This window comes from Burkholderia sp. JKS000303 (assembly GCF_002563755.1).
Taxonomy (GTDB): Bacteria; Pseudomonadota; Gammaproteobacteria; order Burkholderiales; family Burkholderiaceae; genus Burkholderia; species Burkholderia anthina_B.
Map to the genome: position 1 here is coordinate 4,451,324 of NZ_PDBZ01000001.1, position 22,339 is coordinate 4,473,662.

Annotated in this window: 26 protein-coding genes and 2 pseudogenes; 12 read left to right on the forward strand and 16 right to left on the reverse strand. The window is 61.3% G+C overall.

The genetic code is table 11. From position 1 onward, the window contains the following. Positions 1 to 171: 171 nt before the first annotated feature. Complete coding sequence (locus BX604_RS20805) at positions 172 to 888, reverse strand: SDR family oxidoreductase (RefSeq protein ID WP_098552458.1); 717 nt, start codon at positions 886 to 888, stop codon at positions 172 to 174. Between the two features lie 133 nt (positions 889 to 1,021). Here BX604_RS20805 and BX604_RS20810 point away from each other — a divergent pair, with 133 nt between their 5' ends. The 5 genes from BX604_RS20810 (at position 1,022) to BX604_RS20830 (ending at position 4,770) form a co-directional block, all read left to right on the forward strand. Next, the gene (locus tag BX604_RS20810) at positions 1,022 to 1,999 is read left to right on the forward strand and encodes a LysR family transcriptional regulator (protein ID WP_098552459.1); all 978 of its coding nucleotides are present in this window, start codon (positions 1,022 to 1,024) and stop codon (positions 1,997 to 1,999) included. A gap of 99 nt (positions 2,000 to 2,098) precedes the next feature. Next, entirely contained in the window at positions 2,099 to 2,248 is a 150-nt protein-coding gene (locus tag BX604_RS20815; RefSeq protein ID WP_179894831.1) for a hypothetical protein, read from the forward strand. A gap of 231 nt (positions 2,249 to 2,479) precedes the next feature. Then, on the forward strand, positions 2,480 to 3,868 hold the full coding sequence (locus BX604_RS20820; RefSeq protein ID WP_098552460.1) for a nucleobase:cation symporter-2 family protein: 1,389 nt from the start codon (positions 2,480 to 2,482) through the stop codon (positions 3,866 to 3,868). A 93-nt stretch (positions 3,869 to 3,961) separates the two neighbouring features. Further along, positions 3,962 to 4,384: an NUDIX hydrolase gene (locus BX604_RS20825; protein ID WP_098552461.1), complete on the forward strand. Its 423-nt coding sequence runs from the start codon at positions 3,962 to 3,964 to the stop codon at positions 4,382 to 4,384. Positions 4,385 to 4,470: 86 nt separating this feature from the next. Continuing rightward, a complete protein-coding gene (locus tag BX604_RS20830) occupies positions 4,471 to 4,770 on the forward strand; it encodes a hydrogenase maturation factor (RefSeq protein WP_098552462.1) in 300 nt (99 codons plus the stop codon). A 48-nt stretch (positions 4,771 to 4,818) separates the two neighbouring features. Here the strand turns inward: BX604_RS20830 and BX604_RS20835 are convergent, their stop codons facing one another. Beyond that, positions 4,819 to 5,031 carry a hypothetical protein gene (locus tag BX604_RS20835; protein ID WP_098552993.1) on the reverse strand — a complete coding sequence of 71 codons (213 nt, stop codon included), beginning with the start codon at positions 5,029 to 5,031 and terminating at the stop codon, positions 4,819 to 4,821. Between the two features lie 380 nt (positions 5,032 to 5,411). On the opposite strand from BX604_RS20835, the pseudogene BX604_RS20840 reads away from it, so the two are divergent. The 4 genes and pseudogenes from BX604_RS20840 to BX604_RS20850 form a co-directional block, all read left to right on the forward strand. Beyond that, positions 5,412 to 5,612 (forward strand): annotated as a pseudogene (locus BX604_RS20840) (IS3 family transposase); the annotation flags it as partial. A gap of 387 nt (positions 5,613 to 5,999) precedes the next feature. Further along, positions 6,000 to 7,087, forward strand: a protein-coding gene (locus BX604_RS20845) for an IS3 family transposase (protein ID WP_098552463.1) whose coding sequence is annotated in 2 segments (ribosomal slippage) — positions 6,000 to 6,261 and positions 6,261 to 7,087 — 1,089 coding nt in all. Because the reading frame shifts where the segments join, the coding sequence is not laid out codon by codon here. 564 nt (positions 7,088 to 7,651) lie between these two features. Continuing rightward, entirely contained in the window at positions 7,652 to 7,807 is a 156-nt protein-coding gene (locus tag BX604_RS39045; protein ID WP_179894832.1) for a hypothetical protein, read from the forward strand. Positions 7,808 to 7,934: 127 nt separating this feature from the next. Beyond that, the gene (locus BX604_RS20850) at positions 7,935 to 8,183 is read left to right on the forward strand and encodes a hypothetical protein (RefSeq protein WP_257146369.1); all 249 of its coding nucleotides are present in this window, start codon (positions 7,935 to 7,937) and stop codon (positions 8,181 to 8,183) included. A gap of 255 nt (positions 8,184 to 8,438) precedes the next feature. Here the strand turns inward: BX604_RS20850 and BX604_RS20855 are convergent, their stop codons facing one another. From BX604_RS20855 to BX604_RS20865, 3 genes and pseudogenes are all read right to left on the reverse strand, one after another. Further along, positions 8,439 to 8,723 carry a hypothetical protein gene (locus BX604_RS20855; protein WP_098552994.1) on the reverse strand — a complete coding sequence of 95 codons (285 nt, stop codon included), beginning with the start codon at positions 8,721 to 8,723 and terminating at the stop codon, positions 8,439 to 8,441. 190 nt (positions 8,724 to 8,913) lie between these two features. Next, positions 8,914 to 9,032: pseudogene (locus tag BX604_RS39700) on the reverse strand (translation initiation factor IF-1); the annotation flags it as partial. A 349-nt stretch (positions 9,033 to 9,381) separates the two neighbouring features. Further along, positions 9,382 to 9,585 carry a cold-shock protein gene (locus BX604_RS20865; protein ID WP_098552465.1) on the reverse strand — a complete coding sequence of 68 codons (204 nt, stop codon included), beginning with the start codon at positions 9,583 to 9,585 and terminating at the stop codon, positions 9,382 to 9,384. 1,019 nt (positions 9,586 to 10,604) lie between these two features. Between BX604_RS20865 and BX604_RS20875 the strand changes: the two genes are divergently transcribed. Continuing rightward, positions 10,605 to 10,838 (forward strand): hypothetical protein, encoded by a 234-nt coding sequence (locus BX604_RS20875; protein WP_098552466.1) that lies wholly within the window; start codon positions 10,605 to 10,607, stop codon positions 10,836 to 10,838. Between the two features lie 374 nt (positions 10,839 to 11,212). Here BX604_RS20875 and BX604_RS20880 read toward each other — a convergent pair whose 3' ends face one another. From BX604_RS20880 to BX604_RS20920, 10 genes are all read right to left on the reverse strand, one after another. Beyond that, positions 11,213 to 11,473 (reverse strand): transcriptional regulator, encoded by a 261-nt coding sequence (locus BX604_RS20880; RefSeq protein WP_098552995.1) that lies wholly within the window; start codon positions 11,471 to 11,473, stop codon positions 11,213 to 11,215. A 400-nt stretch (positions 11,474 to 11,873) separates the two neighbouring features. Next, positions 11,874 to 12,320, reverse strand: coding sequence for a hypothetical protein (locus BX604_RS20885; RefSeq protein ID WP_098552467.1), 447 nt, complete (start codon positions 12,318 to 12,320; stop codon positions 11,874 to 11,876). Beyond that, positions 12,317 to 12,910, reverse strand: a complete 594-nt coding sequence (locus BX604_RS20890; RefSeq protein ID WP_098552468.1) for an SPFH domain-containing protein — start codon at positions 12,908 to 12,910, stop codon at positions 12,317 to 12,319. Before BX604_RS20890 ends, BX604_RS20885 begins: the two co-directional genes overlap by 4 nt. Positions 12,911 to 13,182: 272 nt before the next feature. Continuing rightward, positions 13,183 to 14,082, reverse strand: a complete 900-nt coding sequence (locus tag BX604_RS20895) for a hypothetical protein (RefSeq protein WP_098552996.1) — start codon at positions 14,080 to 14,082, stop codon at positions 13,183 to 13,185. A gap of 258 nt (positions 14,083 to 14,340) precedes the next feature. Continuing rightward, positions 14,341 to 14,538, reverse strand: coding sequence for a CsbD family protein (locus tag BX604_RS20900; protein WP_098552469.1), 198 nt, complete (start codon positions 14,536 to 14,538; stop codon positions 14,341 to 14,343). Between the two features lie 177 nt (positions 14,539 to 14,715). After that, the gene (locus BX604_RS20905) at positions 14,716 to 15,141 is read right to left on the reverse strand and encodes a PRC-barrel domain-containing protein (RefSeq protein WP_098552470.1); all 426 of its coding nucleotides are present in this window, start codon (positions 15,139 to 15,141) and stop codon (positions 14,716 to 14,718) included. A 688-nt stretch (positions 15,142 to 15,829) separates the two neighbouring features. Further along, positions 15,830 to 16,000, reverse strand: coding sequence for a hypothetical protein (locus tag BX604_RS39050; RefSeq protein WP_179894833.1), 171 nt, complete (start codon positions 15,998 to 16,000; stop codon positions 15,830 to 15,832). Between the two features lie 479 nt (positions 16,001 to 16,479). After that, a complete protein-coding gene (locus BX604_RS20910; protein ID WP_098552471.1) occupies positions 16,480 to 16,653 on the reverse strand; it encodes a CsbD family protein in 174 nt (57 codons plus the stop codon). A gap of 139 nt (positions 16,654 to 16,792) precedes the next feature. Further along, entirely contained in the window at positions 16,793 to 17,263 is a 471-nt protein-coding gene (locus tag BX604_RS20915) for a PRC-barrel domain-containing protein (protein ID WP_098552472.1), read from the reverse strand. Positions 17,264 to 17,529: 266 nt separating this feature from the next. Continuing rightward, positions 17,530 to 18,828, reverse strand: a complete 1,299-nt coding sequence (locus BX604_RS20920; protein ID WP_098552473.1) for an NRAMP family divalent metal transporter — start codon at positions 18,826 to 18,828, stop codon at positions 17,530 to 17,532. 966 nt (positions 18,829 to 19,794) lie between these two features. On the opposite strand from BX604_RS20920, the gene BX604_RS20925 reads away from it, so the two are divergent. Beyond that, positions 19,795 to 20,382, forward strand: coding sequence for a BPSL1445 family SYLF domain-containing lipoprotein (locus BX604_RS20925; RefSeq protein WP_098552997.1), 588 nt, complete (start codon positions 19,795 to 19,797; stop codon positions 20,380 to 20,382). Positions 20,383 to 20,814: 432 nt separating this feature from the next. Further along, on the forward strand, positions 20,815 to 21,534 hold the full coding sequence (locus tag BX604_RS20930) for a Crp/Fnr family transcriptional regulator (RefSeq protein WP_098552474.1): 720 nt from the start codon (positions 20,815 to 20,817) through the stop codon (positions 21,532 to 21,534). Positions 21,535 to 21,630: 96 nt separating this feature from the next. On the opposite strand, the gene BX604_RS20935 is transcribed toward BX604_RS20930, so the two are convergent. After that, the gene (locus BX604_RS20935; RefSeq protein WP_098552998.1) at positions 21,631 to 22,059 is read right to left on the reverse strand and encodes a PRC-barrel domain-containing protein; all 429 of its coding nucleotides are present in this window, start codon (positions 22,057 to 22,059) and stop codon (positions 21,631 to 21,633) included. Between the last annotated feature and the right edge of the window lie 280 nt (positions 22,060 to 22,339).

Sequence of the window (22,339 nt, forward strand, 5' to 3'; positions counted from 1 at the left end):
GTCGACGTTCAGGACGGCGGCGATCGTCCGCACGATATCAAGCAGACGGCTCGACGTCGCATTGTATTGAACCGGCGCGGCGTTCGCTGCGGGCCGCTCACCTGTCGAATACCGGCCGCGCCGATGCCGGTCGTCTCCCGCGTGTGGCGGTAGTCACCGATGCACCGGCTACTACCACGGCACGGTGCGCCCCAGGTAATCGAGGTATTCCAGCCCTGCCCGCCCCTGTTTTCCGACCAGCACGTTCACGAGGCTCGGCACGCTTTCCTCGATGGTCAGTCGCGCGTCGGGGCCGCCGAGTTCCGTGCGAACCCAGCCGGGCGCCATCAGCACCATCGCACGCGACGTGCCGGCCTGGCGTGCCGCGAAACTGCGCATGAACTGGTTCAGTGCGGCCTTGCTGCCGCGATAGACCTCGCGCATTCCGGTGACGTTGTTCGCGACACTGCCCTGCCCCGACGACATCGCACCGATCAGGCCATCCTCGGTCACGAGATCCTGCAGCGTCTCGATCACGCGCATCGGCGCCAACGCATTCGTGATCATCACGCGCACGAATTCATCGGTCGTCACTTCGCCGATCGTTTCGTTCGGGTCGTTGGTCGTTCCGGCATTCACGAACAGCATGTCGAAGCGCCGGCCCGACAGACGATCGCGCAGCGCGGCCAGTTGCTCCGGCTCGCAGATGTCGAGTGTCTCGATCTCGAGCCGGCCGTCGAAGCGCCCGGCGAGTTCGTGCAACTTCGTTCGCCCCGACCCTGCACGGACCGTGCCCGTGACACGCCAGCCCTTGCCCAGGAATTGCTCCGCCATCGCGAGGCCGAGCCCTCGTGACGCGGCGACGAGCAGGATCGAGGGTGCGCCCGGGTTCGATACAGTCGATTGCATGGTTTCGGCCTTTGTGGAAATCCGTCATGCAGCCACTATAGGTGTGCACGGCAAGCAGCACCAGACGCACCGAACTCAAGGAATAGTTGCACCGAACGCCATGCCAAACCGCGCAATGCCGTATGCTGACCGGATGGAAGACATCGACCTGAACCTCGTCACCGCGCTCGACGTGCTGCTGACCGAAAACAGCGTGACCGCCGCTGCGCGCCGGCTCGGGCTGAGCACGTCAGCGATGAGCCGCACGCTCACGCGGCTGCGCGTCGCCACCGGCGATCAGCTGCTCGTGCGGGCCGGACGCAAGCTCGTGCCGACGCCGCACGCAACGGCTTTGCGCGATCGCGTGCATGCGATCGCGAGCGACGCTCGCGCGGTGCTGCGGCCGGCCACGGCCGACCCGGACCTGTCGACGCTCGCGTCCACCTTCACCCTCCGCGCGGCGGCGTCGTTCATGGAAATGCTCGCCGGCCCGGTGGTCGCCGCGATCGGCGACATCGCGCCGGGCGTGCGCGTGCTTTTCGTCCCGAAGCCCGACCGCGATCCGGGGCCGCTGCGCGACGGCACGGTCGATCTGGAGATCGGCAAACGCGGCGACGATGCGCCCGAGCTGCACACGCACCCGCTCTTTCACGACTGGCACGTCGCGGTGGCACGTGCCGGGCATCCGCTGTTCGCATCGGGCAAGATCACGCCCGCGCGCTACGCGGCCTGCCGGCACGTGATCGCATCGCAGCTGGGCGATTTCAGCGGGCCGGCCGACGCTGCGACAGGCAAGCTCGCGCCCGCCCATGACGTCCACGTCGTCGTGCCCGGGTACCCCGATGCGATGCGCGTCGCGGCCGGCACCGACCTGGTTGCGCTCGTGCCGCGCTCGAGCCTCGGCAATGCATTCACGCCGGGGCTCGCACAAGCGCTGGGGCTGCGCAGCTTCGACATCCCCGTTCGACTGCCCGGGATCCTCGTTGCAGCGCTCTGGCACCCGCGCATGCACGGCGACCCAGTGCATCGCCGCCTGCGCGATACCGTCATCGACACCTGCAAGCGCGCGTATCCGGATTCCCGTCCGCCGCGCACGTCGGCACGCGGCACGGGTTCGCGCGCGGCCGGCTGAGGCCGCCGGCCCGCGCGAAACGCGCCCGCGTCACACCAGCCGGCCGTCCAGGACCTGATCGACGGCGGACGGCTCGTCCGGCTGCTGCCGAAATGGCAGATGAGCGTGCCGCACGCGCTGCATCTCGTGTACGCGTCGCGCCGCCATCTGCCGCTCAGGACCCGCACGTTCCTGCAGTACATGGAGCAACGGCTTCCCGAACTCCCCGGATTCCGCGCGACGCAGGCGCCATCGCAGCAAATACGCTGACGGGCACCGCGCATCCCCGCGATGCGCAGCGTCGCCAGAGCCCCTTTATGCTGATGACGGGCACGGGTACGCGAATCCGCTCGACCAGGTCCTGCAGCAATATCTGTCGGCTTGCGCTGACCAGGTGCGCAGCCGAGCCGCCGAATCCCCACTATTGCAGCGCGCCCGGGCGGCGCCGGCGGGCCCTTCGGCTAAAATGCCGCACTTTCCCTTTTGTCCGGCCCGCTCGCCATGCAACCCGCTTCCCCCGCTCGATCCGCCCCCCAAGGCGCCGACGCTACCGACCCGTCGCACGACCTCGTCTATGGCCCCAATGACCGGCCCGCGCCGATGGTCGCGTTCGTCGCCGCGCTGCAGCACCTGCTCGCGATCATCGTGCCGATCGTCACGCCCGGCCTGCTGATCTGCCAGGCGCTCGGCGTATCGAGCCGGGATACGACCCTGATCGTGTCGATGTCGCTCGTGATTTCCGGCATCGCCACCTTCGTGCAGTGCAAGCGCTTCGGCCCGCTGGGCGCCGGGCTGCTGATCGTGCAGGGCACGAGCTTCAACTTCGTCGGCCCGCTGATCGCCGGCGGCAGCGTGATGGTCAAGCAGGGCACGCCGGTCGAGACCGTGATGGCCGCGATCTTCGGCGTCGTGATCGCCGGTTCGTTCGTCGAGATGAGCGTGTCGCGCATCCTGCCGTTCGTGAAGCGCCTGATCACGCCGCTCGTCACCGGCATCGTCGTGCTGTTGATCGGCCTCACGCTGATCAAGGTCGGCCTCATCAGCATGGGCGGCGGCTACAGCGCGATGGCCAACGGCACGTTCGCGAGCGCCGGCAACCTGACACTGTCGTGCCTCGTGCTCGGCACGATCATCCTGCTGAACCGCGTGCCGATCGTGTGGGTGCGCAGCACCGCGCTCGTCATCGCGCTCGTGATCGGCTATATCGCCGCCGCGGTGCTCGGCCGCCTCGACTTCACCGGCGTGCACCAGGCCGCGCTGTTCCAGGTGCCGACCCCGCTGCACTTCGGCATCGGCTTCTCGTGGTCGCTGTTCATCCCGATGCTGATCATCTACCTCGTCACGTCCCTCGAGGCGATCGGCGACGTCACGGCCACCAGCAAGATCTCCAAGGAACCCGTCGAAGGGCCCGTGTGGATGCAACGGATCAAGGGCGGCGTGCTCGTCAACGGCGCGAACTCGCTGCTGGCCGGCGTGTTCAATACGTTCCCGAGTTCGGTGTTCGCGCAGAACAACGGCGTGATCCAGATCACCGGCGTCGCAAGCCGTTACGTCGGCATCTGGATCGCGGGCATGCTCGTGGTGCTCGGCCTGTTCCCGGTCGTCGCCGGCGTGCTGCAGGCCGTGCCGGAGCCCGTGCTGGGCGGCGCGGCGATGGTGATGTTCGGCGCGGTGGCCGCGTCGGGCATCAACATCCTCTCGGGCATCCCGCTCGATCGTCGCGCACTGCTGATCATCGCCGTGTCGCTCGCGCTCGGCCTCGGCGTGTCGCAGGTGCCGGACATCCTGAACAGCCTGCCGCACGCACTGAAGAACGTGCTCGAATCGGGTGTCGCAACGGGTGGCATCTGCGCGCTCGTGATGAACTGGTTCCTCCCGGAACAGAAGTAACGCTACGCACTCCATGACGATGCGGCCCGATCGACGGGCCGCATCGCGCCACACCGACTTGGCCGGATGCCCGACACTGGTTAGAATCGGTTCATGCCTCAAGCCCCCGTCTCCACGAATACCCCTGAAGTCGCCGTCGCTCCGGTCAAGGAGCGGGCCACCGTGCTCTGCTATCGCGACGAACAGGTCTTGCTCGTCGCCCGCGCATCGTCGCGCTGGGCGCTGCCCGGCGGCACGATCAAGCGAGGAGAAACACCGCTCGAAGCCGCGCACCGCGAATTGCAGGAAGAGACCGGCATGACCGGCCAGGATCTCGTCTACTCGATGCAGTTCACCGGGCTCGCGAAGATCCATCACGTGTTCTTCGCGGAAGTCGGCCCCGACCACATTCCGCAGGCGAGCAACGAGATCGAGAAATGCCGGTGGTTTCCCATCGACAGCGTCGACGAGTTGCGCGCGAGCATTCCGACGAAGCGGATCGTCGAACTCGTTTACCGGCACGAGCTGCACAAGTAGGTAGACACCCCAACCCCGCTGGCTCGCCCGAGCCGATATGATGCGCCCACGGTCCGTCGCCGCGTTCCCTTCCGAGCGAGCTGCAGATGAACAGTGCGTACACCTACCGCGGATATACGATCGATGTCCGCTGCGAATTCCGGCTCGACCTGCCGCGCGACCACGCGCCGCACGACCCGCTGCGGTTCGGGTTCGTCGCGATCGTGCAGGTGCGAGCGGCCGGCGTCGCGCCGCGCGTGCTGGCGCCGGTCCGGCTCGGCGACGAGGGCGGCCGCCTGTTCCGCAACACCCGCAACGCGATGCGCGCAGGCCGTGCAGCCGGCGAAATCCTCGTCGACGATCTGCTCGTCGGTTCGGGTTCGGCCGAAGGACGCGCGCACTCCTGAGCCGTCGGACGGCCCGATGCGTTTTCCGGCGCAACGATGCGCGTGCGCTCAGTGCAAGCGCTTTCTTCGCAGTTCGTGGGTGGAATAGACGACGAGGAAGATACCCAGCATCGCGACGCCGGATGCCATGAAGTCGTTCGCGCTTCCCGGGCCGTCCAGCGATTTCGGGAGAATGTCGAGACCCAGTCCTGCGACGGCGAGGAGCAAGCCTGCCGCCACACCCCAGACCGGTCCCGCGGTCTTTTCGATTATGTTTTTCATACAGCACCCGTCTACAGTCATTGCCCGGACGGTGTCGGCGCATGATGCATGCGTCGTCCGCCCGTGCTTCAACTATAGCGAGGAAATAATCGGTGCAAATTCGGGGCTTTTACCGACCAATATTCCGGTTGCGCGGTCGCTGTGCGGGGTGCCGCGGCGAAAAAGGCGCGTTCGGGAATCGGGAAAGAAAGCCCGGATGGCGGAAGGCAGCAAACTACAACTGCCGCTCGCACAGGTCCACCAGGTAAGACTCCCTCTATCCCAGATGGCTTCCTACCCACGATCCTACCCATAAATGCGCCATCGGCAATCAAATACTGTGACCCTGGCCCACAAAACTGCCCCACTTGGGAGTGGAAAATTCGCGGAATGCTGATCCATCCGACAGGGGAGCGCAATACGTCAGCATTCGGTACAGTGAACATTTGGCTGACGCGGGTATCGAGCCGTCCGTCGGCAGCCGTGGCGACAGCTACGATAACGCGCTGGCCGAAACGATCAACGGCCTGTACAAGACGGAACTGATTCATCGGCGCGCCCCGTGGAAAACGAGGGAATCCGTCGAACTGGCGACGCTGGAATGAGTGGCCTGGTACATGTATGGACGCCCCCGGTTTGCCAAGCACCGCGCGAGGCTGATAGTCAATAGGTAGATTGCAGCCATGTATCCGGATTTCGTTCGGGCACATGCCCGCGATCCCTGATGGAATCCGCTGACCGGTGCCCCATCAACCATGTGAACTCGAGGTTCGTTGTACCAGTCGGGCTTTGCCAGTCACGGTCTGACCTGTCTTGCCATCAATCTGTGCGTTGCCTGAGCAATCTATGGGGTGTGTAATTCGGCTCCGGGCTATAGGTTGATTGGACGTAAATCCACTCGGTTTCCGCTATGCAAGAACGCTGGCTTTCCCATGCGAGAAACCGGTGTGATCAGAAGTAGAATTTTCTTGTTGAGGGAGTTCTACGGAATGAAGAAATCGAGATTCACGGACAGCCAGATCATGGACGCGCTCAAGCGCGTGGAATCGGGGCTGTCGGTGCCGGACCTGTGCCGGGAGTTGGGCATCAGCACGGCGACGTTCTACAAATGGCGTTCGAAGTACGGCGGCATGGACGTTTCGCTGATCGCGCGGATGAAGGAACTGGAGGCCGAGAACGCCCGGCTGCGCAAGATGTACGTCGAGGAGAAGATCAAGGCCGAGATCGTAGCGGAGGCGCTCGCAAAAAAAGATTGAGGCCATCTTGCCGGCGTGAGATGGCCATGCATGCGGTGTGCAGCCGGGGCGTATCGATCCGGCTGGCATGTGAGGCATTTGGGATCAGCCAGGCCTGTTATCGGTACGTCGGTCGGCGCAGCGCCGAGAACGACGAGATTGCGAACTGGCTGCTGCGCCTGACGGACAACCACCGGAACTGGGGCTTCGGACTGTGCTTCCTGTACCTGCGCAACGTGAAAGGCTTCGGCTGGAATCACAAGCGCGTGTACCGGATCTATTGCGAACTGGAGTTGAACCTGCGAATCAAGCCGCGCAAGCGACTGGTCAGGCAGGTCCCGGAACCGCTGGCGGTGCCGTCTGCCGTCAATCAGGTCTGGTCGATGGACTTCATGCACGACCAACTTGCCGACGGACGTAGCATCCGGCTGTTTAACGTGATCGACGACTTCAACCGCGAGGCACTCGGCATCGAGATCGACTTCTCATTGCCGTCCGAACGCGTGATCCGTGCGCTGCGGCAGATCATCGGTTGGCGCGGCAGGCCCAAAGCGATTCGGTGCGATAACGGGCCCGAGTACCTGAGCGCGGCGATCATCGAATGGGCCCGACAGTACGGCATCAGGCTCGACTACATCCAGCCGGGCAAGCCGCAGCAGAATGCGTATGTCGAACGATTCAACCGGACCGTACGGTACGAATGGCTGTCGCAGTACCACTGGGAAGACTTGGACCACGTGCAGCGCTTCGCGACCGATTGGATGTGGACTTACAATCATGACCGCCCGAACATGGCCCTGGGCGGATTTACGCCAAAGCAGCGGTTGGCCATGGCCGCTTAGTTTCTACTTCTGAACCCCGTGGAAAACGGGGGGATTACCGTCCGGCCGCGATCCGCGCCCTAAATGGCTCGTCGTCAAGTTGCTACTATCTGGTCGAGCGAGCAGCGAAGCCGTGGCGACTCGAAAAGGACGCCTGACGCATAGCGACAGATATCTCGGATTCGATCGAGCATGCGCCCCCCCTATTGCTCAAGCGGCCCGAGACCAACGATCCGCCTGAGTTTCGATGGCATCGAAGCGATTGGATGGCGCCTGTTGGCCCGCGGCTGATCAACCGCAGTCTGTCGCAAGACACATGAGAGCGCATTTACCGGCATCCTGGTGCCGAGACAGCGGAGGTTCGCTTTCCGACGCGACTCTTGTCCAGCCCATGACCTGCTCGATCGCATGCGAACCGGGTCCGTGGCTACGGGATGCTACCGATCAGAGAGAGGTCGAGCGTACGTTCCCCAAGAATCGTGTATGTGGAGACGGCTCGTCCTCACGACGTAGCGCAGAACTTTGGAATCCCTTCCCCAAGACGCCTAGAATTCAGTCACGACTGCATTCCACGAGGAGGCTGTCATGACTCAGTCGATGGTTGGTTGGGTGGTTGGTCTTGCGGTGGTCGCGATGGTTGCCGTCGCGTTGGTGCGCCGTTACCAGAGCGAACATCCAAGTATGGAAGTCGTTCAGTGGTTGGATTCCCATCACTTGGGTTGGATGCATCGCAAACATTGACGTTTCCGCGCTGGCGGTAATAACCCTGCCTTGCCGAAGTTTACCGGGGACCAAACGCACAGATGCAGGCGGGCGCGCGAAGTCGACTATATCGTTATCTCACCAAGGGTCTTGGCAAGGAGGCCATATGGATGATGAAGTGTGTACAACACATACGCACGTGGCACGCCTTCGCGTAATGAAGACCGTGTCTGGGCGCTATCGCGGAATCGTCCACGTGCACCGCATTGGAGAGGATCCGGACTCCTCTGAGGAACACGATACCGAAGGGGATTTTGCAACGGACGTAGACGCGCGTGACGCCGCTCGAACGCTCGCGTGCAGTTTGCTCGACGAGCAAATCGAGGCGCACAAAAAAGTGCAAGGAATCGATTGAATCTGCGTCGGCGGATTGGTCTCTACTTAGCGTCGCTCGGCAACGCGACGTCCATCAGCGCGTAGCGCGCTAGTCGCACAATACAGCCGCTCGTCCGTTGATCTGCTTTGAGAGCAAAAAAAAAGAAATGTCGGTGTTACGACGCGAGCTTCCCGTTGACCGGCAGCATGGCATCGGCTCGCTCAATTTCAGATCGGGGCTCGAGTCTCCGATTGACGCGAGCGCCCATGCATTGCTGTTCAACAAAGAGCCGTATCAAAGAACTGCGTCGTGCATCCAATTTTCGCCTCGGTCCTGGTCGATAATTTCTTCTGCGTAACGTTGTGAGGCCCGGCGTGCGTCCCCGGCACTGGCAAATGGCGAACCGTCGACAAGCTTGAAGGTCTGGCTCCGGGTCAGCGTGGTGTCAGTGCCGCGCAAGCAGACTTTGACCGCCGCGTCGAAACCGGCTTCGTAGTTGTGAGTACGGCCAGCGCCTGCGTGAAAGTGAGGGTAAATCAGCGGATATATTTCGAATCCGCGATAGGTACGCATACTCATGACGAACTCCTGGTGATTGATAGCAACAAATTGCATAGTCGAGCGCAATCAATCCTGCACCGGCGCCACATACCGCGACAGATGAGGGCAGAGGGAATATGTCGACGTGGGATGCCGGCATCCCTGCATGAGTGACGAAACGCCACTCCAACGGTTAGCGTCGAGCAAATCGGTTTCACGGCGCACGGGGTTAAGCCCGTTCGTCTTTGTGCCGGAAATTGATACACCCTTTGGTCAGGTCATAGACTGACAATTCCAGCAGACCCAGTCGCCATCGAGAATACGAATGCGGTGTTTGCGTATGCGGCCCGGTGGTGCCTTGGGTGGCACCCAGTTCAGCGCCGCGCTGAGTACCGACAAATCCTTAGAGCGCCGTGGTCTCACGAGTGATTTTTTGTTGCGCAATTGACTCATGGTGCATGTTACCTCTATATGCGTCGATCGCGAATTCACGATGAATGAGCAGTCCGATCGTTCGCTGCCAGATACGCGCCTCCGCCCTCTTCCTTGGGATGTACATTCACAAATATCCGAGCAGGTCGTCTTGAGGCGAAACGGTAGCCACAGCAGGACTGTAGGCACCTGAGGCGGATGCGAAAAATCCCCGACCGATGACTACGTGACCGATTCCGCACGCAGGACCGGAGAATGATGTGGATTACTGACGAGTGATGTTCGAATCCTCCAACCCCTTGGGTCCGCGCTTCGTCTCGCAGCTGACCTTTTGACCTTCGTCCAGCGTCTTGAAGCCATCGCCGCAAAGCCCCGAGAAGTGCGCGAACAGATCATCGCTGCCGCTGTCAGGCGTGATGAAGCCAAAACCCTTGTTATCGTTGAACCACTGGACGGAACCGAAATCCATGGGAGTTCTCCTGATATTGAACAAACATATGCGCCCCGCTAGGGGTGCACGAAAAAAGGATCAAGGAGGGAGAGGACAACGAATACCGCGTTCCGCGGTTAGTGATGAGCAGCAATCGCGCTTCTTGAAGGCTTCACACATCGACCCTACGCGGGGCCACACACCCTGTCAAGCTGTTTCGACCGGAGCATTTCGGGTGGCAGCGCGAGAACCGCGATCGGCCCCGATTGTACCCCATTGGACCGGTGTTTTTTAGTTGCTTCGAACTTCTAATTGAAAATTCGACGATACCATCAGGACACAATCTCCTCGCGTATCGGCTATTGTTCACACGTGGCGGAGCGGGTCCGTCCTGCGCCCAATCGGGGCGGCATCCTATGCAGCGGTTCGCGCAGAACTTTCGCTGTACAAGTTCGCCAATGGGCGTAGGATGGATTTGTTGACTGACTCGCTACCGATTCCCGCACCACTCAAGGCGCGCCCCCTCCGAACGTGATCGGGCCTCTCATCGAAACCGCGCAATGTGGACGAGCGCGACGCGTATCGACTTCCTATACGAAGCGTCTGATCGATGCGTATCTACAGGACATGAGCGTGTTGGATAGCGCGCCCCGATCTCTTCCTCGGTCCGTCCTGCTTCTGCGTTCTCGGCAGTACCACAGACTCGAACACGCCTGGCGCATGGCACGCCGGCATCGGCGGGAGACTGAATATGAACAGGAAAGACCTATTTAAATGGATTCGACACGATGGTTCTGGCGTCATCGAGCAGTTCCTGCCGTATGACGCTCGTGCCGAGTTGGATGACGTCATTTTCGATCGTCGTCATGAAATCGATTAGGAAGCCTTTATGATGTTTTATCGATACACGCGCTATTTCTCAAAGGCGGAATGGCGTGACTCGAATCGGACCATGAGTCATGCTTATATAATTGCAATCCTAAATATTTGATGATCCCGCTCACGACGAAACACTCGCAGTTGCCACTGATGCCGCAGCGACTGAAGGAGGAAGGCAAATGCAGCTCGATTCAACCCGATTCCATATCGACCCGACACCGCGCAGAGCCGACGGGGAATACATGGCACACACGCGGATCAGCATCAATCGTTCGGATGGCAGTGAGTGTGACGTGCAACTGAGCGGAGATCTGGCTGGCTTCGATGTGCGCGAGGATGCGATTGTCTTTGCGAAAAGCTGGGCCGTCGAATGGCTCGAGGCGCATTGGGTCGACGAACTCCCAGCGTCATGATTTGAACTTCGGGTGACACGCCAGCAGCCCGAGCAATTAGGGAGTCGCCGGGATCGACGCGGACGGCAATATAGGCTGCTGGCAAGTCAGCAAGCACGCCCTTCAACGGGCTCATCAGCGCGAGTAGTGCGGTGATCGATGCTGCAGCCGTCTTTGTCTGTCTCGGCGCCTTCCTCAAGCCACGCCCAGCGATCCCGTCAACACTTTTGAGAACTGGCTCCCCCGCTTGGTCCGGTCGACCTCTGAAAGGAAGCGCCCCCACTGTGCCGCTCATCTTTCTCGCACTGACGCCATCGGGCCGCACGAGTCCCGCGTCCACGAAGTCCGCGACTTTCATAAACCGAACTTCCTCCCAAGTGCGGCGCGTCGGGATATCACGCCAGTCTATCGAAGGCACCCGCTTCGAGATCTTGCCTGAAATGCTGCAGCCAGTTGCTTTCGTCCCCGATCACGTATTCCTTCGTAATCTGCGTCGAGAACCTGGTTATGGTGACATAGCCCTGTAGACCGAGGTTCTCTTCACCCTTCGGGTCAGTCGTATCCGTTTCCTGCAGATCGAAATCGCCCTCTGCCACACCACGGCGCTCCAGCGGCGCTAGAAAGTCTCGGTGTTCATCCGGTTCGATCAGCCGCATATTCCGCCCCCTCGTGTTCAACGAGATGTCGCGGGGCTTGATGTCACGGGGCTGACGGCACCCGTTGGCGCAGCTCAAGCAGATCTGCGGCGTTGTGCGCTGCAATTCGGGTGCGGCGCCGGATAGCGCTTGATATGAGTCAAGGTGCTCGGTTGCCCAAGGAGCAAGATTGATTATGGGAGTGGTCAGGACGAAGCGTGACCGCCACGACTGCGATCCGAGGAGAATCGATCATGACAAACGCCCCCCGAAGGGGGGCGAGAGCAGAAGAGTCGCAACTAAAGGTTCAACACAGTTGCGGCGACCCTGCACGTGACGGACGGGTGCTCCATGCAATCGCCGTCAAGCGTTTCCCCACGTGACATCAAGCACCGTTAGCGCGGCTTGTGCGGCGCGAGTCTCAGGGCCTTGCGCAGACGATGGCGGTGAGAATGAACGGAATGACCTCATGCGCGACGGCCTTGCTGCCCGCAAGCCGAGAATGCTCTTCGACCGACTCGATCGGCGCCTTGACGACGACGCCGTAAATCGAGCCCGGCAGAGGGTGGCCGCTTCCTTGCCTGAACAGCGCGTCATACTGCTCATAGGCGAAAACGGCATAGACGTTGAAGCCGAACACCGTGAGCGCGGCGTCACTTGTAGGCCGGAATGCGTTGATCGAATTCTGTTCGACCCGCATCGGATCGCGATCGATATAGCCGTGATTAAACAGGCGCACGATGAACGCGTGCGCGTTGGTTTTACAGTCGAACTGAGCGTCTAGCGCATACGCGTGGCTCGGCGCAGGGGCAAGCCAGACTCCGCCCGCAAAGAATGCGGCCAGTGCATTGAAGAGGATTTTTCTCATGGCAGTTTGCGCGAACCTGATAGGTCCGCCGTGCTCGTCATCCGTACCACATGCCCCGGTTGGACAGGCACGCTCCAATCCGAGATCTTTCTGCCGATCTTGTCGCGCAGGTGCATGCCGACCGTCTTGCGATCCGACAACAGCGAGGCTGACATCGACGCCCCGATCATCTCTCGCACCGAGGCTTGCGCAACGCGCTCGATGGCTTGCCGATAGTCGGTAATGGCGAGCGTGGCCTTCTGCACGTCATGGACGTGCCAGAAGATAGCGGCGTCGACATTGACGGGCACGGTGTCCTTGGTCGGCGCTTGTTCGGTGTTGAAGGAGGTGGTTTGAATGCGTTCTTTGGTGCCCGCATCTACATTGTCAGGGATCGTGATGCGCATGAAAAAACCGGCACCCTCGACGCTCTGCATCTTTCTGATCCGCAGGATAACGAACTTCTCCAACACGTTAGCGCCCCGAACGGACAGCGCGATGAGGACGGCGATGATGCAGAGGAGAACCGCGGAGTTCAGGTTGTCCCACGCGCCGACCGCGAATGCCGCGGCGACAAGCGCGGCGGATAGAACCCGTGTGATGGCATTCATGGTGGCTCTCCGTTTCGGTGACGACGCCCGGCCGTAAGCGACGTAACGCGTCGCATCCCGAGTCGTCCTGCGCGCTCTGGCCACAGGGACCCCGGCGCTTGGTCCGAACGTGCGCCCGATCACTCGAAGCCGAACCGCACCGCCAACCTCCGATTTGCGAAACGATTTCTATGACGAATCGCAGTGCACCGGCGCTGGCGCTCGCGTATCTCGCAGGCTCGTCCCCAGCGCTACTGCTTGGTCTGCTGCCGCAGGTATTCGTCATATTTCACCTACATGTACTGTTGCCTATCCATTTCATGCAGTTGTCGCGGATATCGCTCGCTGGCGTCGAACCAGTCGGTCAGGCGTTGCTCGAGTCGCTTGTCGGGCGGGCTGGACAGCGCGCCGAGATACGCATCGATGGCCAGGTAGTAGCGCATCGTGTTGCGCTCCATGAGGCCGCGCATTCCGCCGATGTATTCCGCCTGAGCCGCGGACGGATTGGCGATGTTGGTGAAGCCGACCTTGCCGCGACCGAAGGCGGCCAGATAGGTTTTCATCGCAAGACGCCCGATCACGCCGTAACTATAGGCATAGGTCAGATGCAGGAACGTGCGGTTGTCGCCAAGCGCCACCGCTTCCAGCGCGATCCGATAATCGCGAGTGTTCAATGGTCCCCGGTCCGCATGGAGCTTGACCTGCAGGTATCCCGGGCCGGTGGTCGCCGCGTCGTATTCGAATTGCACCCGGTAAGTCGTGCTGAGCTCCTCGGCAACTTCCTTCTTGCTGACGTTCACGATCAGCGTATTGCCGCCGCCGCCGGCGTCGGCAGCACGGCAATACTTGATATTGGGGTGCAGGATTATTGCGTCGCACCGGTTCAACGGGCCTCGCGAATGGTCATTGAACGCGCCGTTGACGGTCGCGAACGGGTAGGCCATCACCGCGTAGACCTCGCCCTTGAGCGTGGAAGACGATTCCTCCGAGTCGAGATACAACGGGCGCTCGAACTGGTTGTGATCGAGCCGGGGAATCAGTTGCCGGTAAGCCTCTCGCAAGTTGGCCGCCTCGTCCGCACCGTCCGCAGGCGTCCCTCCCAGGCATGGCAGGCTGCACGCCATCAGCATCGACGCCATCAGCGCCGCCTTGCGTAGCGCGTGGCTGGTTGGGCTTCCGGCAGATGCACTCATCGATCTGCTCCGGCTCGCGACGGCATGCACGTTAGGCTGATCGAACGCGAGACATTTCTTTCGTCGACGCGGCTGGCGGATGTCGCAGCGCGTCGCGGCGCGCACGGGCTTGCCCGGCGCCAATAAGTTGGGTGAAAAACCTGCGCCCCTACGTTCTGTCCTGCAATCTGCGATACGAGGTAACGCCCGACTGCGGCGATTGTGCGGCGATGGATGCCGCAGTATCGCGGCATCCATCTGTCGCGGCCGACGCAACGATCAATGCGTCTTCTTCGCTTGCTTCGCCTGCTTCCTGATCGCTTCCATGGCGTCGCCGTACTTCTTCTGCACTTCTCCGACTGCTTGCTGGGCATCGCCTTTGACTTCCTGCTTCGTGTCGCCAGTGGCTCGGTCAATTTCCTCGTTGACCTTGCCCTTTGCCTTCTCCGCGACGCCCTTGACTTGATCCTTGTTCATTGCGAATGCTCCGGTCACAGCTGCTGGCTGGATGACCTGCCGCCCGTCGCGATGAGCGCATCGAGCGATGCACGCGATACGGCAGAATGTGAAAAAGCAGCAATCGCTCACCGCATTCCGCAGTCACGCTGGCGCGTGCATGGCGGAATGCCGGCCGAGCCTCCTGCTGACGTGCCGCTACATCGGCGGCGTATTACCCGAATGAAGCGCCCCGCTCCATTGCGAATCCGCCACCGCCGGCCAATGGTCCTTGTCGAATCCGGATGCGCTCTTCATCCGTTCTTCTGTTACGTCGAGCCGGAAGCATTTCTTGCCGGTATCGAGGGTGAATGCGCTCCACGGCACCGCGAAAAGTTTGTCGCCTATCCCGAGGAAACCGCCACACGACAGCACGGCGTACGCGATCCGGCCGCTGCCAACGTCTAGCATGATGTCTACGACCTTCCCGATCTCCTTGCCATCGGATGACAAGACGTTATCCCCAGTCAGCGTGGTTGCCGCCATGACATCAGGACCAGGCCCGCCTGTGGTGGTTGCGCGACCGATGATGCGTGCGCCGCTGCCGTTGCTCGGAAGTGGATTGCTGGGAGAAACAGGTGTCATGATCAGCTCCGGTATTCGTTGCACGAAATGCCGGCGAGCGTCGCCGGCCAGCGTGACGGTGCGAAGCGCGCGCCGATCCGGCTCTGTTCCGAGCCTGGACGATGCGCGCCTCGCCTGCAATCGCCCGCCGTCATTCGGGCCGAAAACATTCTCGATTCGAGCAGCGTTTCGGGCTGAAATGCGCGCTGGTTTCCGCGCTATGCCCAGCCTGGATCATTGCCGTATCACACTGCGCATCGCCTCGAGCAGCACCGGCTTTCGGCCCCGGTATCCATTGCTGTCGACGAGATGACATTGGAAGTGCGACGCATGTACGATGCGCGTCGACGTGCCATGGCGAGGCTCCCCCGGTGTCGATGTGTGCTCGGTGCGCGTACCGGGCATGCGGCTGGAGGACACATCCGAACTGTCGTGGCATGCGTACCAGTCAACTCAACCTACCCTATGCGTGAGCAGCCCGGGAGTCGGTACGCTGCCGTACCCATGGGAGAACGGCAGTGATGCGGTCGCATCGTGGGGGCGGTCACAGATCGCCTGTTGCGACGCTGTCTTGGTCTCAAGCGTCGATTGAAAACGGCATGCCGATTTTCGATCCATGCGGACATCGACAATGACGTATGCGCCTCCACCCTCCGCATACCGGGGTCACTCAAGACAAGTCGGGAACGGTCAGCCGGTGGCGGGCGACTTAACCGAAGTGATTCGGCGATTCGGGGATGGAAAGCGTGTTGCCGGTCAGTCCCTGTCGCTGCGCATCGTGAGAAATCATGCCGTCCTCCAGGATCGCGCACATTGCGACGAGCAGCATGATCGCGACAGCCACGAGTCCCGCATAGCCGATGATCCTGAGTGCTTTCATTTTGCTTCCTGCGATAAACGATGGCTGTCGCGACCTGGATCGTTTTGATCGCGGTCGTTGACCAGCCATCGCGTGACGAGCACGTAAACGAGATGCCCTATCTCAATCCCAAATAGCCGAGGACGAACAGAACGATGACCACGGCTCCAACGAGCCAGACAATGTTGTACACCCCTCAAGTTAGACGCCGACGTGATCTGCTGCGCGGCTTGTGGGCCACGAAGCCACGCGGGCGAAGCTTCCAGCGATACCCGGCGTTTTGTCGCAGCAAAGACTTGCGCGATTGAGCCGGTTATTGGTTCGAAGGCGCACCCCGCGACGGGGCAGGGAACCCGATGCGCGAAGGACGCAACTCGACGTTCTCACATTCTCACATCCAATAGCGGATGTCTGTACGGTAGTAGCCGCAGTGAGGTTGGCACGATGCGGAAGCACCGTGCGAGAGGGGAATAGCTCCCTCGTGAAGCCTCTGTGCCCAATCAGGTTTTTTTGACAGCTTCCTTGGCGTCGCCAAGATTCTTGCGCGCCTGGCCGGCTGCTTGCTGGAGATCGCCTTTGACTTCCTGTTTCGTGTTGTGCGTGGCACGGCCAATGACCTCATTCACCTTGCCTTTGACCTTCTCCGCAGTTCCCTTGACTTGATCCTTGTTCATGGTAGAGCTCCAATACGTAACTGATCTGTGGATGCTGCTGCTATCTGTTGCCGTCAGGTGATGACACCGTCCGACCGGTAAATCGGTATTCGATGAAAATCATCAGATATCCATATTTTTACCGTTTGGCAAGGGCGTTTCAATGTGCGGACGGACGATTCATGGCGACGTCTCGGGTCGCTGCCCAGTACGGCTGCCGATTGTAGAACTGGTGAAGCGACGAACCCCACTGCTCGTCCGCCATCGATGGCCAATGGTCCTTGTCGAACGCGGGGGCATTTTTCACGTGGTCTGCGGTAACGTCGAGCCGGAAGCATTTTTCGTCCGTGTCCAGGGTCAGCGCACTCCACGGAATGGCGTAAAGTTTTCCGCCGATGCCGAGAAAGCCCCCGCTTGACAGCACGGCATAGGCAACCCGGCCGCTGCGTACGTCCAGCATGATGTCTGAAATCTTCCCGATCTCCAGCCTGTCGGACGTGAAGAGCTTGTTTCCCTTGAGCGTATCGGCTTCCATCACGTTGGGGCCGGGCCCGTCGCCGGCCCCACTGCCGACAATCGCCGCACCTGTATCGCTGGTCGATGGCCGATGGGTCGGGTCTAGTATTGTCATGATTCCCTCCTGGGTTCATTTCGCGGGACGCCGGCGCGGATCGCCGGCTCGCCGCGATGGACAGCACGCACCGGTCACGCGATATGAACGGTTACGTGCCGGACAGGTGTCGCCTCTGGCCGCCCTACCCGCTGCGCACCTGCCGCTCACGCTGAGCGCCCGGTGCATTGAAGAGGGAGAACGAGTCGCAACGATGCGCGCAGCCGGGAGACGAAGTCGGTACGGCGCCGTACCGGGCCGAGAAAAGGAACGATCGGAGCCGATGCTCAGATGAAAACGAACATCGCGATCACGGCGGCGCCCATCACACCGGTTGAAAGCCACCCCACCCACCGCAGCAGCACGGGCGTGACGAAGGTGCCCATGACCTTTGGGTTCGACGCCATCAGCATCATCAGCACCATGATCGGCACCGACGTGACGCCGTTGATGACCGCGCTCCAAAACAGCGCCTTGATCGGGTCGATCGACGTGAAATCGAGCGCGAGGCCCACGACCGTCGCGAGCACGATGATCGCGTAGAACCGTTTCGCCAGTTGCGGCTCGAGCGCGAGACTGTTTTTCCACTTGAACGTGCCAGCCATCGCGTAGGCCGCCGAGCCGGCCAGCACCGGCAGCGCGAGCAGCCCCGTGCCGATGATGCCCAAACTGAAGAGCAGGAACGCAAACTGGCCGGCGATCGGTTTCAATGAGGAGGCGGCCTGCGCCGACGTCTGGATATCGGTGATATGGTGCGCATGCAGCGTGACCGCAGTCGTGAGAATGATGAAAAACGCAACGAGATTGGAAAATGCCATTCCGATCGACGTATCGAGGCGGATGCGGCTCAGGTTTGCCGGCCCTTGCGACGGCATTTTCGTCAGCGCCTGCTGTCCCTCCTTCGCCTGCAGTTCCTCGACCTCCTGTGACGCCTGCCAGAAGAACAGATACGGGCTGATGGTGGTGCCGAACACGGCGACTACCGTCGTGATGTAGCCGGTGCTCCACGAGCCGTGCGGAAGTACCGTGCGCAGCGCCACGGTCGCCCACGGGATCTGGACCGCAAAGATCACGCCGACGTAGGCGAACAGCGCCAGGGTGAGCCACTTGAGGATACGGACATACCTGCGGTACGGCACGAACATCTGTAACACCAGCGAAAACACGCCTAACACGACCGTGTAAGCCCGCGTGGGGCCGCCGACCAGCAGGTTGACGGCTGCGCCCATGGCCGTCAGGTCGGCCGCGATATTGATCGTATTCGCCACCAGCAGGAGGATGACGGTGCCATACAGCAGCCACCGCGGGTAATGACGTCGCAGATTCGTCGCGAGACCATGGCCGCTCACCCGGCCGATCCTCGCGCTCACGACCTGAATGGCAACCATCAGCGGATAGGTCAGCAGGACGGTCCACAGCATGTCGAAGCCGAATTGCGCACCCGCCTGCGAATAGGTGGCGATGCCGCTCGGATCGTCGTCCGCCGCACCGGTGATCAGTCCAGGTCCGAGCTTCGTCAGCCACGAGTCGGCCTGGCTATCGACATCGCTGCTGAGTGTTGCGGACGGAACCTTGTCGTATTCCATAAACGTCCCGAGCGGCGCGCCACCTGTTGATTGCATGAGCGAATCTGCTATTCATGCCGCGCACCAGTCTTGGTTTGGCACCCGCAGTGATTGACCAGGGCGCCACCGCGAACGCGTGCGGCGTGCCGCCGATTGAACTGTGCCGGAACGGCTGTCCATTGCGAAGCCGTAACATCGGACATGATGAAACGGGCCTCAAGGAACCTGACCGGCCGGGTTCACGTGATGACCGCAGCCGACCTACCATCCTTCCCGTTGCCCGGACCCATGCGCCCCCTGGTCATCGGCACGCCCCGAGTGATTCATGTGGTCACGGGAAGGGCCGCGTTGATTCCACCCGCTTTCGTGACCACCACCGTACGAGCCGCCATACCCCCCGCCTCGATCACCACGATAGCCGTCGCCGGGTACCCAGAGGCATCCGGCAAGCATGGTTGCAATGGCGGCAAGACCGACATAGATAGATGAACGCATGTTGCTCTCCTTACCAGTCGCATTCGAGTGTGGCGCTTCGTTTGATCGACCGGAGACGAATGACGGAATCATTCTCCACAGATGTGAACCACGTCGATGTTCGTGAAGAGATCGCGCACGAATGCATGGTCGCGGGAGACATCCTCCTGTAGACGAGGTTGCGTGTCTGTACGATGAAGGACGCTTGCGGTGGCGGACCGGTGGAAGCACGTTGTCGCCATCGCGATTCTCCGCAATGCGGTTTGACATACGTTGCCGGACCGGTTGCGCGACATTGACCGACACGGGCCAACCTTGTTGTCGGCTTGCCAAAAGCGACATGCCGGACGTGACGCGCGCCGACGATCGACATTCCGCCCACACGGCGGGCGTGCTGCAAAGCTGAACGAGACGCGGGCTAAGGCGGATGTTGCGTCTTTGTACGCTGTCGTACCGCGTCCGCGGCCGCCCTGGCGTAGCGTCGAAAACGCCATCAACAACCAGGAGACGATGATGCTGAGACGAACATTCATATTGGGTACGCCGGGATCCATCCTTGCCATTTCCCTTGCGGTTTCGGGTTGCACGACAACCGGCACATCCGACGCCAGCGGCCACCAGGCCGACAAACGCCACTCAATTGATACAGGTGTCGACGCGACCCTTGCACGTCTTTACACCAGCGCGAACGGCTCGCATGAGCTCGTCGGCAAGGCGCGTGGCGTGCTGGTGTTCCCGTCCGTCATCGCGGCCGGCTTCGTCCTCGGCGGCCAGTACGGCGAAGGATCGCTGCGCGTTGCCGGCAACACGGTTGGGTACTACAGCACCACGACCGGCTCGATCGGGCTGCAGATCGGCGCGCAATCAAAAGCCATCATTTTCCTGTTCATGACCGCGGATGCGCTTGATCGCTTCCGTAACAGCGAAGGCTGGTCGGTGGGCGGCGATGCATCGGTGGCGGTACTGAAAGTCGGCGCGAACGGCAATGTCGACACCAGCACCGCGACCGCGCCGATCGAAGCGTTCGTCCTGACGAACAGCGGGTTGATGGCCGGTGTGACGCTCGAAGGAACGAAGATCACGAAGCTGACGGCGCTGTAGCGCTCACGCTCAAGGCCTGCTGGACGAACGAACCGGCCAACACGTCGATCCGATGGCGCGGCGGCAGATCAGGGTTCAACACACCTGATACGCACATAGGCGTGCTCGTGCGCGGCGCTTGTCCGGCAACGTACCGGACGCACGCGAGTCATCGCGGCATACCGTTCCGCGGTCGACACCGGGTAGGGCTGGCGACCGCGATTTCCCGTCACCCGCTCCGTGAAATATCAGTTCCGTATCGAGCGCGCGAGATTGCGCGCACCTTGATGAGACATGTGTCGGCACTATAATTTTCGAAGGTAGGCTCGTATTCGAACGGCCATCCCGCACTCATCGAGAAAAGGGACACATTGCCGTCTTCCGCCGATTCCCGCAGCGCCCACGTCTGCCGGATGCTCGATCGTCAGCCGGACGCAAGCGCAGGAGCCACACATGCAGGACAACCCGCCCCTTACCGAAAATCACCTGCTTGCCGCGCTGCCCGAAAACGAGCGCGCCCACTTCGCCGAACACCTGACGCTCGTCGAGATGCCGTTGGGAAAAGTGCTGTACGAGTCGGGCGGCCAGCTTCATCACGTCTTTTTTCCGACCACGTCGATCGTTTCGTTGCTGTATGTGATGGAGGACGGCTCGTCCGCTGAAATCGCGATCGTCGGTCATGAAGGCATGATTGGCGTGTCGTTGTTCATGGGCGGCGAAACGACCCCGAGTCGCGCCGTCGTGCAAAGCGCGGGGCAAGCTTACCGCCTCGACGCGCGTATCCTGAAAGAAGAATTCCGGCGCGGTAATTCGATGCAACGCCTGTTGTTGCGCTATACGCAGGCGCTCATCACGCAGATGGCCCAGACCGCGGTGTGCAACCGGCATCACTCGATCGATCAGCAACTGTGCCGCTGGCTGCTGCTCAGCCTCGACCGCCTGCCTTCGAACCAGCTGCGCATGACGCAGGAGCTGATCGCCAACATGCTGGGCGTGCGCCGGTCGGGCGTGACGGAAGCTGCATTGAAGCTGCAGGACGCGGGTCTCATCCGCTACAACTACGGCCATATCGAGGTGCTGGACCGGCCCGGGCTCGAAGAGCGCGTGTGCGAATGCTACGGCGTGGTCAAGCGCGAATTCGATCGCCTGCTGCCCGATCTGAAGCGACTCTAGCCGCCTCTGCACCGCAGCGCGGCGCGAACGACTCCGAATGCTCGATTCCGTGACCATGCGACTGCCGGTGCGACGGAATCCCTACCCGACCTCATCTCATCCGACCACCCAGTACGGCGTCCGGTTGTAGTACTGGTGAAGCGACAATCCCCACTGTGATTGCGTCATCACCGGCCAATGCTCGTCGTCGAAGCCCGGGGTGCCCTTGACGTGGGCGGCGGTCACGTCCAGATGGAAACATTTGTCGTCGGTATCGTATTCCATCGCACTCCACGGAATGGCGCAAAGCATCTCGCCCGTTCCTCCGCTGCAAACAACCGCGTAGGCAATTTTGCCATGGTGCAAGTCGAGCACGATGTCGAAAACATTCCCGATATCCTCGCCGTCCGACGCGATGATCCTGCTGCCCTTCAACGCATCCGCGGTCGTCACCATATGACCGGATTCATCGCCGGTATCGCGTTCGACAAGCTTGGCCCCGTTGCTATCATCCTCAGATCGATTCGGGGTGTGGAGCATCCTCATGATGTCCTCCTTGGACAAGATCCGGGAATATCCATGGCGTGCACAGTCTCGACATTGACACCCAACGCACGAGAAAACGCTGCGCGCACCGGCATCGGAAGTCGGTACGGTTCCGCACCTGGACACACCAGGAATATCGGCTCGCCGTCGCTCTGACAGATACCCCTGCGTTCGTCGATATCGCTGAATACCGGTGACAACTCGATGGGTCCTGGTCACGCGAGGCGCCGATGAGCGCCGCGCAACCTGCGCTAACTGTGCTTGATGTTCGACGACTTCC